A 9,722-nucleotide genomic window follows, 5' to 3' on the forward strand; every position below is an offset into this window, starting at 1 on the left:
GTGATGAGCATGGCCGTGGCACCCATCGCGAAGGGCTGGGTTCCCTTCGGCGGGTACCGCACCTGGTACCGGGTCACCGGCACCGCCGGGGGCGAGCTGCCGGCCGTCGTCGTGGTGCACGGCGGGCCGGGGAGCACGCACGACTACCTGCTGAACCTCTGCTCGCTCGCCGAGCACGGGTTCCCGGTCGTGCACTACGACCAGCTGGGCAGCGGCGGTTCTACGCGGCTGCCGGGCAAGGGCGCGGACTTCTGGACGCCGGAGCTGTTCGGCGACGAGCTGGACAACCTGGTCCAGCACCTGGGCATCGAGGACAACTACGTCCTCTTCGGACAGTCGTGGGGCGGGCTGGTCGTCGCGCGGCACGCCGCGCAGCGGCCGGACGGCCTGCGCGGGCTGGTGATCGCCGACTCGCCGGCGTCGTACCCGCTGTGGCGCCAGGAGATGGACGTGCTGCGCGCGCAGCTGCCGCCCGGCGTCGACGACCAGCTGCGGGCGCACGAAGCCGCGGGCACCACCGGCGCGCCGGAGTATTTCGAGCTGATGCGCGCGTTCTACGACCGGCACGTCTGCCGCGTGCTGCCGTGGCCGGCCGACTACCTGGCCTCGTTCATGGAGATGGCCGACGACAACACCGTCTACGCCACGATGAACGGGCCGAGCGAGTTCACCGTCACCGGCACGCTCAAGGACTACTCGGTGACCGAGTACCTCGACGACATCGAGGTGCCGACGCTGCTCGTCTCCGGCCGTCACGACGAAGCCACCCCCGTCACGATCCAGCCGTACTTCGACCGGATCCACGACGTGCGCTGGGAGATCTTCGAAGACTCCAGCCACGTCCCGCACCTCGAGGAACCCGAACGGTTCCGCGAAGTCCTCCTGGGTTTCCTCGAGGACATCCAGCCCACCGCACCCGCGAGCCGGGTCGCCGAACGAGAGGTCGCCAGCCATGGATGAGGCCACCCGGCCGGGGTCGGCGGTCGTCTTCCCCGGGATGAGCCCCTGTCGCTTCGCCGACTTCGGCAAGTTCCTGCTCATCAACCCCTTCGCCCGCAAGCTGATCTCGCAGGCCAACGACCGGCTCGGCTATTCGCTGGTCGACCGCTTCCGCGAGACCGAAGGCGACTACTCGGCCTACGCCCAGGTCGGGTTCATGCTCACCTGCGTCGCCCTGGCCCAGTGGGCCGAGGAGGAGCAGGGGATGAGCCCCGACTACTGCGCCGGTCCGAGCTTCGGCGAGAAGCCGGCCAGCGTGTACGCCGGTTCGCTCACCTTCCCGGACGCGGTGTGGATGACGGCGGAGCTCGCCCGCTGCCTCACCGAGTTCTTCGCGACCGAGTACACCGACGTCGTGACGCACTCGTTCGTCCGCACGCCGGAGGAGAAGCTCACCGATGCCCTGTCCCAGCTGGAGGGAAAGGGCGAGTGGTTCGACATCTCGTGCTACATCGACCACGACTTCTACATGGTCTCGCTGCGCGAGCGGAACCTCGACTGGCTGAAGCAGACGGTCCGGAGCATGGGCGGGCTCTCCCTCTACACGATGCGGCCGCCGTTGCACTCACGGGCGTTCGGCGCGCTGCGCCGCAAGGCCGAGGACGAGGTGCTCGGCGGGCTGGACTTCCACGACCCGCTGCTGCCGATCGTCGCCGACCAGGACGGTGAGATCCTGAGCAGCGGCGAGCAGGTGCGCACGATGCTGCTCGACAGCATCGTCAAACCGCTGCGCTGGCCGGACGTCGTCTCGACGCTGGCGGACAACGGCGTGGGCAAGCTCTGGATCGCGGGGCCGGACACGCTGTTCGGGCGCGTCCGCGTCACCACGAGCCGCTTCGAGGTCGTCACGGTGAACCCGCGCCTGGCCCTGCAGCCCCGCCGCCGGGGCGCAGGACCCTCGCGGGTCAGCTAGCGGGCTGCAGCCGGGCCAGCGTGCTCCACAGCCGGCCGGGGTTCTCGAACGTCTCCAGGTTCAGGGCGTCGTCCTCGAACCGCACGTTGTAGCTCTGCTCCAGCACGGAAAGCAGCTCCACGGTGGCGAGCGAGTCCAGCCCGTACTCCCGCAGCGGCGTCTCGGCGGTCAACGCCTCATCGGCCGGCAGGAACGGGAGGTACGAGCGCAGCGTCTCGTCGAAAGTGCTGTCCCACATGGCTACTCCGGATCGCTAGGTTGGGATCTACCGAGAGGAAACCGACCGCCCGGTTCGGTTTTGGACTCTACCGCGCGTCACCGTCCCGGATCGACGCATCGGCACCCCTATTTACCAATCCGGCCAAAAGCAGGCCGACCCCTGAGCGGTAGGCGACTGTTCCTACGAGAGCCGTTCGGCCGTGACTGTGGCCGGATTGGTAACGATCAGCACAGAACGCGGAGGACTTCGATGGACACGGTGCTCACGGGCGGGCCGCACACGCGGTTCCTGCGCGGCCTGGAGCTTTCCGGCGGCGGCGTGGCCGTCCACGTCGGCGACCAGGCGCTCACCTACGAACAGCTGCACGAGCTCGCGCTGCGGTGGGGCGGCGCGCTGGCCGAGCGCGGCGCGCGCACGGTAGGGGTGCTGGCGGGCAAGGGGGTCACCGCGTACGCGGGAGTCCTGGCCGCGTTGTACGCCGGGGCGACGGTCGTGCCGCTGCGCCCCGACTTCCCGGCGGCGCGGACGGCCCAGATGGTCGAGGCCGCGGGCATCGACGTGATCATCACCGATGGGCAGGCCCCGGCGGGGGTGCCCGTTCTCGACCAGCGTGCCGGTCGGGCTCTCTCGGCGCCGCTCGCGCCCGCAGACACGTCGTACGTGCTGTTCACCTCGGGGTCGACCGGACGTCCCAAGGGCGTCCGGATCGGGCGCACGGCGCTCGACCACTACTTCGGCCTGCTCGACGCGCGGTACGACTTCACCCCGGACGACGTCTTCTCTCAGACGTTCGACCTGAACTTCGACTGCGCGATGTTCGACCTGTTCTGCGCGTGGGGCGCGGGGGCACCGGCGGTCGTGCTGCCGGGCGGGGCGTACCGGAACCTGCCGCGGTTCGCGGCCGAGCGCGGCCTGACCGTGTGGTTCTCCACGCCGAGCGCCATCGACCTCGTCCGCCGCACCGGCGGCCTGACCCCGGGTGCGCTGCCCGGCCTGCGGTGGAGCTTCTTCGCGGGTGAAGCGCTGACGGTGCGCGACACGGCCGACTGGCGCGCCGCGGCGTCGTCGTCGATCGTGGAGAACCTCTACGGGCCCACCGAACTCACGGTGACGGTCTCGGGGTACCGCTGGGACGACGTCGAGACGCCGCGGGTCGCGGTCAACGGCGTGGTGCCGATCGGCGAAGTGCACGCGGGGCACGACTACCTGCTCCTGGACGAAGCCGCCGGCGAAGGCGAGCTGTGCATCGCCGGACCGCAGATGACCCCGGGCTACCTCGACCCGGCCGACGAACAGGGCCGGTTCCTGGACCGCGACGGCCGGCGCTTCTACCGCACGGGCGATCGCGTCCGCCGGCTCGCCGACGGTCTCGCCTACCTCGGGCGGCTCGACTCCCAGGTCCAGGTGCTGGGCTGGCGCGTCGAGCTGACCGAGGTCGAGCACGCCCTGCGCGACTGCGGTGTCGGAGACGTGGTGGTGCTGGGCGTCGCCGGAGACGCGGGGACCGAGCTGTTCGTCTTCTACACGGGCGGAGAACGGCCGGTGCTGGAAATGGTGCGCGCCCTGCGGGCGGTGCTGCCGGAAGGCGTGATCCCGCGGCACTACCGGCACGTGGACGAGTTCCCGCTGAACTCCAACCGCAAGATCGACCGCAAGACCCTGGCCGCCCGCGCGGCCGACCTCCTGGCCCCGGTGCCCGTGGGCTGAGCAGTCTGCCGCGGCCTGGTCGTGAGTGGGAAACAGGGTTAGAACACTGTTTCCCACTCACGACCGCTTTGGCGTGCCCGGACTCGGTGAGGCGGGGGTTAGGGGCCGTTAGGGGTGGGGATCCGCAGGTCGGCGCGGCTAGCTTTTCGAAGGTCTCCAGGTGTGTCTTCCACGCCGGCCCGGTGATCCTTCGAGTCCCTACGGAGTGGCAGTCGTGAACGATTCCTTGGTCCATTCTCTGCTCGACGCCGCGGTGGGCGACGCGGCCGGGGCGACGGCCGTCCGCGACCGCGCCGGTGCGTGGACCTACGCGGAGCTCGACGCGTGGAGCCACGCCGTCGCCGTGGTGCTCGCGCGCCGCGGGGTCGGGCACGGCGATCGCGTCGTCGTGCAGCTGCCCACCGATCGGGCGCTCGTCGCCCTCTTCTACGGCACTTCGCGGCGCGGGGCGGTGTTCGTGCCGATCAACCCGGCGATGAAGAAGTTCCACTTCGACTCCGTCGTGGCCAACGCCGAACCCGTGCTGGTGCTGACCCCCGAGGAGTTCGGTCCCTTGTGGACCGAGGTCGAGGAAGCCCGCGGTAGCAAAGCGGAACCCGTCGACATCCACGAAGACGACATCGCCGTCCTCGTCTACACCTCCGGCAGCACCGCCGCGCCGAAGGGTGTGATCGGCCCGCACCGGCAGGTCACCTTCGCCACCCGCGCGATCCAGGAAGTCCTCGGCTACCGCCGCGACGACGTCGTCTTCTGCCGGTTCCCGATGTCCTGGGACTACGGCCTCTACAAGGTCCTGATGTCCACAGTGGGCCGCAGCGAGATCGTGCTCGCCGACGCCGAGTCGGATCTGCGGCTGCTGCAGCGGATGCGGGAGGTCGGTGCCACCGTCGTGCCGATCGTGCCGTCGCTGGCCACCATGATCGCCACGCTCGCCGCGCGCGACAGCGAACCCGCCGCGCCCGTGCGGCTGTTCACCAACACCGGCGCCGCCCTGCCGGACGCCACCATCGCCCAGCTGCGCGCGGCCTTCCCGCAGGCCAAGGTCGTCCGCCAGTTCGGGCAGACCGAGTGCAAGCGGATCACGATCATGCCGCCCGGCGAGGACACCGAGCGACCCGGTTCGTCCGGGCTGCCGCTGCCGGGCACCTCCGTGCTGATCCTCGCCGCCGACGGGACCGAGCTGCCGGCCGGGGACATCGGTGAGATCGTCGCCGCCGGCCCGCACGTGATGCCCGGCTACTGGCGGGCCCCCGAGATCTCCGCCCGCGCGTTCCGCCGCGACGAGACCACCGGCGAGCTGCGCCTGCACACCGGCGACTACGGCCGCCTCGACGCCGACGGCTACCTCTACTTCGAGGGCCGCCGCGACGACATGTTCAAGCGCAAGGGAATCCGGATGTCCACTTTGGAGATCGAAGCCGCGGCGATGGACATCCCCGGCGTCCGCGCGGCCGGCGCGATCCCGCCGAGCGACACGCGGGACCTCGCCATCTGCGTCGAGACCGACCTGCCGCCCACGACGGTGCTGCGCGAGCTGGCCAAACGGCTGGAGCCGCAGAAGGTCCCGTCACTGTGCCACGTCGTCGAGGAGTTCCCGCTCACGGCGCACGGCAAGAACGCCACCAAGGAACTCGCGCTGCTCGTGGAAGGGGCCCGCCGATGAGCATCGACATCGCCGGTGAATACGGCACGCCCACCTACGTCTACGACCTCGACGTCGTCGCCGAGTCACGTGACCAGCTCTTCGGCCTGCTGCCCGAGGGCTTCCACCTGTTCTACGCGCTGAAGTCCAACCCCCATCCCGAGATCGCCCGCGAGCTGCGTCGCGGCGGCTGCCGCGCGGAGATCAGCTCCACCGGCGAGCTGGCCAACGCGCTGCAGGCCGGGTTCGACCCGGCCGGGATCCTCTACACCGGACCCGGCAAGACCGACGACGAGCTGGAGCACGCGATCGCCACCGGCGTCCGGCTGTTCTCCGTCGAGTCGCTGACCGACCTGCAGCACGTCGGAGCCGCGGCGGAGAAGCACGGCGTCACCGCGTCCGCGCTGCTGCGCGTGAACACCACCGCGAGCAGCGGCGGCACCGGCATCCGGATGATGGGCCGTCCGTCGCAGTTCGGCATCGACGCCGAGACGCTGCCCGAGATCATGCCCGCGCTGAAGGCGGTACCCGGCGCCCGGGTCGTCGGCGCGCACTTCTTCACCATGAGCAACGCCCAGGACGAGGACGCCCTGCTCGGCGAGTACGAGTTCGTGCTCACCTCGGCCGCGAAGCTGCGCGACGAGGTCGGGCTGCCCCTGGAGATCCTGGACATCGGCGGCGGGTTCTCCTCGCCGTACGCGGTCCCGGGCCCGCGCACCGACTACCCGAAGCTGCGCTCGGGCCTCGAGACCCTGCTTGACCTGCACCTGCCCGAGTGGCGCGACGGCGGGATCGAGCTGGCGTGCGAGTCGGGCCGCTACCTGTCCGGCAGCTGCGGATCCCTGCTGGCCGGCGTGGTGAACGTCAAGGAAAGCCGCGGCAGCCGGTTCGTCGTCCTCGACGCCGGGATCAACGTCGTCGGCGGCCTGTCCGGGATCGGCAGGCTGCTCCCCGCGGCCGTCGGCATCGAGGAGACCGGCGACGCGACGGGCAGCCTCGTCGGTCCACTGTGTACTCCCGGCGACTCGCTCGCCAAGGCCTCGAAGCTGCCTGAGCTGGCTTCCGGCGACGTCGTCACCGTGCCCAACGTCGGTGCCTACGGCGTCACCGCGAGTCTCATCAGCTTCCTCGGACGGCCCGCGCCGACGGAGGTCGTGGTGCGCGGCGACGAGGTCGTCTCGGTATCGCGGTTGGACTACCAGCGCGTCTACGAGGTTTCGCCATGACGGAAGAACTGCACTCCTACGCGGGCGGGGTCGTCACTGAGCCGTCGCGGCGGACGGTGATCGTGAGCAGCATGGCCTCGGACTCCCACACGTGGAACCTGGTCTACCTCGAGCTGCTCGTCGGCGAGCTGGGCTTCGACGTCGTCAACCTCGGCGCGTGCGTGCCCGACGAGCTGCTGGAGACGGAGTGCCTGAGCCGCCGCCCGGCGATGCTCGTGCTGAGCAGCGTCAACGGCCACGGCCACCAGGACGGCCTGCGCGTGATCCAGCGGCTGCGGACCTTCCCCGAGCTGCGCGCCATGCCGGTGGTGATCGGCGGCAAGCTCGGCGTCGGCGGGGCGCTCAGCGCGGAGGAGACCGCGCAACTGCTGCTCGCCGGGTTCGACGCGGTCTTCGACGACCAGCAGGGTGCCGCGTCGTTCCGCCGGTTCGCCGCGACGCTCTCGGCAGGCGTGACCCAGGTGGAGGCGTGAGTTTCGAAGAGTTCGTCGCGCGTCGCCACGCCGCGGGCGAGCTTGTCGTCCAGCCTCGCATGGGCTTCGCCGACCCCGCCGCCATGCGCGCCGGGCTGGCCGCGACCAGGTCGGCGGCCGCCGCGACCGTCGGCACCGTCACGCTCGACAGCTACACCCGCGTCTGCGACACCGCGTCCGTCGCGCACGCGCTGCGCAACGGGATCGCCCTCAACGGCTACCCGATCGTCAACCACCCGGCCGACGTCACGCGCGCGATGCTCGACGGCCTCGAAGGCCCGGAGTTCCCGGTGCAGGTGCGGCACGGTTCGGCGCGGCCCGCGGACATCTTCCGCGCCATGATCGCCGCCGGCCTGCACGCCACCGAGGGCGGCCCGGTCTCCTACTGCCTGCCCTACAGCCGCACGCCGCTCGACGAGTCCGTGCGCAACTGGGCGCACTGCTGCGACCTGCTCCTGGACGCCGAGCACCCGGCCGGGCGCCCGCACCTGGAGACGTTCGGCGGCTGCATGATGGGCCAGCTGTGCCCGCCGAGCGAGCTGGTCGCACTGTCGGTGCTGGAGGCGTTGTTCTTCTACCGCAGGGGTGTGCGCAGCATTTCGGTCAGCTACGCGCAGCAGACGAACATGACGCAGGACCAGGAAGCCGTCTCCGCGCTGCGCCGGCTGTGCGCCGAGCTGCTGCCCGAGGCCACCTGGCACGTCGTGATCTACGCCTACATGGGCCTGTTCCCCCGGACGTCGGACGGAGCGCGGGGCCTGCTCGGGACGGCGGCCGAGCTGGCCGTGAGCACCGGGTCGGAACGGCTGATCGTCAAGACCACCGCCGAAGCGCACCGGATCCCGACGGTGGCCGAGAACGTGGCGGCGCTGGAACACGCCGGCGCGGTGGCGCGGTCGGTCACCGGCAAGGCCACCGTGGACAGGGACAACCAGGTCTACCGCGAGGCGTACGCGCTCGTCGACGCCGTGCTGAACAGCCACGCCGACCTCGGCCGCGCGATCGTCGTCGCGTTCAAGCGCGGCCTGCTCGACGTCCCGTACTGCCTGCACCCGGACAACGCCGGGCAGGCGCGCAGCTACCTCGACCCCACGGGCCGGCTCGGCTGGTCGGAGCTCGGGTCGCTGCCGCTGCGCCGCGTGGTGGAGAGCCACCACGCGGACCGGATCACGTCGTCGACGCTGATGTCGGCGCTTTCCCACATCCAGAACGTCTACGACGCCGAGGCGCTGGAACAACCGATGAGAGCGATTGGGGGCGAGTCGTGACGAGTTCACGCCGGACAGTCCGTGCGTATCCGTTCGACATGCACGAGATCTCCGTTTCCGAGCAGTACCACGTCCTGCAGCGCGAAGAGCCGATGAGCCGGGTGCAGATGCCCTTCGGCGAACCGGCCTGGCTGGCGACGAAGTACGCCGACGTCAAGCTGGTGACGACCGACCCGCGGTTCAGCCGGGAGCTCGCGCAGGGCCTCGACCAGCCGCGGATGCGCCGTCAGCAGATGGGCGACGGCATCATGGGGATGGACCCGCCGGACCACTCCCGGCTGCGCCGCCTGGTCGGCAAGGCGTTCACCGCGCGTCGCCTGGAGCAGATGCGCGACGGCGTGAAGGACCTGGTCAACCGCCTGCTCGACGACATGCAGGCGCACGGGAACAGCGCCGACCTCGTCGAAGAGCTGGCACGGCCGCTGCCGGTCACCGTGATCTGCGACCTGCTCGGGGTGCCGCAGGAGGACCACAAGATCTTCCGCGAGTGGACCCAGGCGCTGGTCAGCGACGCCACGGCGAAGGGCGACGTCCTCGACGTCTACGGCGACCAGCTCGACAACTACGTCGCCGGGCTGGTGGCCCAGCGCCGCGAGGAGCCGACCGACGACCTGCTCGGCGCGCTCGTCTACGCCCGCGACGCCGGGGACAAGCTGACCGAGAACGAGCTGATCTCGATCGCCGGCGCCGGCCTGCTGACCGGTGGCGTCGAGACGGTGTCGACGGCGCTGCCCAGCTTCGTCTTCACGTTGCTCACGCAGCCCGAGCTGCTGGCGCAACTGCGCGCGGACCCGGACTTGATGCCGACGGCGATCGAGGAGCTCCTGCGGTACGTGCCGATCAACACCGCGGCGATGTTCGCGCGCTACGCCACCGAGGACATCCGCTTCGGTGACGTCGTCGTGCGGGCGGGCGACCCGGTGCTGCCGGCGCTGCACGCGGCCAACCGCGACCCGGAGGTCTTCGCCGACCCGGACCGCATCGACCTGACCCGCAAGCCGAACCCGCACGTGGCGTTCGGCCACGGCCCGCACCACTGCATCGGTGCGCAGCTGGCGCGGCTGGAGCTGCAGGAAGCGCTGAAGGCGATTCTCGCGCGGTTCCCGGACCTGCGGTTCGCGGATGGGCGCGAGGGCGTCAAGTGGGAGTACGGCGTCATCGTGCGCGGGCCTTCGCTGCTGCGCATCGCCTGGTGATTTCCCGCCCCTAGAACGCTTTTCAGGGGATCCGGCCGCGGTGCGCGCCGACCTAAGATCGAAAAAGACGACCATGAG

Annotated in this window: 9 protein-coding genes; 8 read left to right on the forward strand and 1 reads right to left on the reverse strand. The window is 70.6% G+C overall.

Annotated elements, in window-relative coordinates; translation table 11 throughout:
- The first annotated feature begins 9 nt into the window (after positions 1–9).
- Entirely contained in the window at positions 10–960 is a 951-nt protein-coding gene (locus tag AA23TX_RS21965) for a proline iminopeptidase-family hydrolase (RefSeq protein ID WP_155544754.1), read from the forward strand.
- Positions 953–1,912 (forward strand): ACP S-malonyltransferase, encoded by a 960-nt coding sequence (locus AA23TX_RS21970; RefSeq protein WP_155544755.1) that lies wholly within the window; start codon positions 953–955, stop codon positions 1,910–1,912. Before AA23TX_RS21965 ends, AA23TX_RS21970 begins: the two co-directional genes overlap by 8 nt.
- On the opposite strand, the gene AA23TX_RS21975 is transcribed toward AA23TX_RS21970, so the two are convergent.
- Positions 1,905–2,150 (reverse strand): phosphopantetheine-binding protein, encoded by a 246-nt coding sequence (locus AA23TX_RS21975; protein WP_155544756.1) that lies wholly within the window; start codon positions 2,148–2,150, stop codon positions 1,905–1,907. The genes AA23TX_RS21970 and AA23TX_RS21975 overlap by 8 nt on opposite strands.
- Before the next feature lie 231 nt (positions 2,151–2,381).
- On the opposite strand from AA23TX_RS21975, the gene AA23TX_RS21980 reads away from it, so the two are divergent.
- The 6 genes from AA23TX_RS21980 to AA23TX_RS22005 all read left to right on the forward strand — a co-directional run bounded on the left by AA23TX_RS21980 (position 2,382) and on the right by AA23TX_RS22005 (position 9,644).
- Positions 2,382–3,839, forward strand: a complete 1,458-nt coding sequence (locus AA23TX_RS21980; RefSeq protein ID WP_155544757.1) for an AMP-binding protein — start codon at positions 2,382–2,384, stop codon at positions 3,837–3,839.
- A 214-nt stretch (positions 3,840–4,053) separates the two neighbouring features.
- Positions 4,054–5,502: an AMP-binding protein gene (locus AA23TX_RS21985; protein WP_155544758.1), complete on the forward strand. Its 1,449-nt coding sequence runs from the start codon at positions 4,054–4,056 to the stop codon at positions 5,500–5,502.
- The gene (locus AA23TX_RS21990; protein WP_155544759.1) at positions 5,499–6,707 is read left to right on the forward strand and encodes a type III PLP-dependent enzyme domain-containing protein; all 1,209 of its coding nucleotides are present in this window, start codon (positions 5,499–5,501) and stop codon (positions 6,705–6,707) included. Before AA23TX_RS21985 ends, AA23TX_RS21990 begins: the two co-directional genes overlap by 4 nt.
- Positions 6,704–7,180, forward strand: coding sequence for a cobalamin B12-binding domain-containing protein (locus tag AA23TX_RS21995; protein WP_155544760.1), 477 nt, complete (start codon positions 6,704–6,706; stop codon positions 7,178–7,180). Before AA23TX_RS21990 ends, AA23TX_RS21995 begins: the two co-directional genes overlap by 4 nt.
- A complete protein-coding gene (locus AA23TX_RS22000) occupies positions 7,177–8,448 on the forward strand; it encodes a methylaspartate mutase (RefSeq protein WP_155544761.1) in 1,272 nt (423 codons plus the stop codon). The genes AA23TX_RS21995 and AA23TX_RS22000 overlap by 4 nt, the downstream gene beginning before the upstream one ends.
- A gap of 38 nt (positions 8,449–8,486) precedes the next feature.
- A complete protein-coding gene (locus AA23TX_RS22005; protein ID WP_155544762.1) occupies positions 8,487–9,644 on the forward strand; it encodes a cytochrome P450 in 1,158 nt (385 codons plus the stop codon).
- Positions 9,645–9,722 lie beyond the last annotated feature (78 nt).

The sequence above is a fragment of the Amycolatopsis camponoti genome (assembly GCF_902497555.1).
Classification (GTDB): domain Bacteria; phylum Actinomycetota; class Actinomycetes; order Mycobacteriales; family Pseudonocardiaceae; genus Amycolatopsis; species Amycolatopsis camponoti.

What these genes read in the sequence shown, in the direction of transcription:
- AA23TX_RS21995 (WP_155544760.1), top strand. Translation starts at nt 6,704, where the DNA reads ATGACGGAAGAACTGCACTCCTACGCGGGCGGGGTCGTCACTGAGCCG.
- AA23TX_RS21975 (WP_155544756.1), bottom strand. Translation starts at nt 2,150, where the DNA reads ATGTGGGACAGCACTTTCGACGAGACGCTGCGCTCGTACCTCCCGTTC.
- AA23TX_RS22005 (WP_155544762.1), top strand. Translation starts at nt 8,487, where the DNA reads ATGCACGAGATCTCCGTTTCCGAGCAGTACCACGTCCTGCAGCGCGAA.
- AA23TX_RS21980 (WP_155544757.1), top strand. Translation starts at nt 2,382, where the DNA reads ATGGACACGGTGCTCACGGGCGGGCCGCACACGCGGTTCCTGCGCGGC.
- AA23TX_RS21990 (WP_155544759.1), top strand. Translation starts at nt 5,499, where the DNA reads ATGAGCATCGACATCGCCGGTGAATACGGCACGCCCACCTACGTCTAC.
- AA23TX_RS21970 (WP_155544755.1), top strand. Translation starts at nt 953, where the DNA reads ATGGATGAGGCCACCCGGCCGGGGTCGGCGGTCGTCTTCCCCGGGATG.
- AA23TX_RS21965 (WP_155544754.1), top strand. Translation starts at nt 10, where the DNA reads ATGGCCGTGGCACCCATCGCGAAGGGCTGGGTTCCCTTCGGCGGGTAC.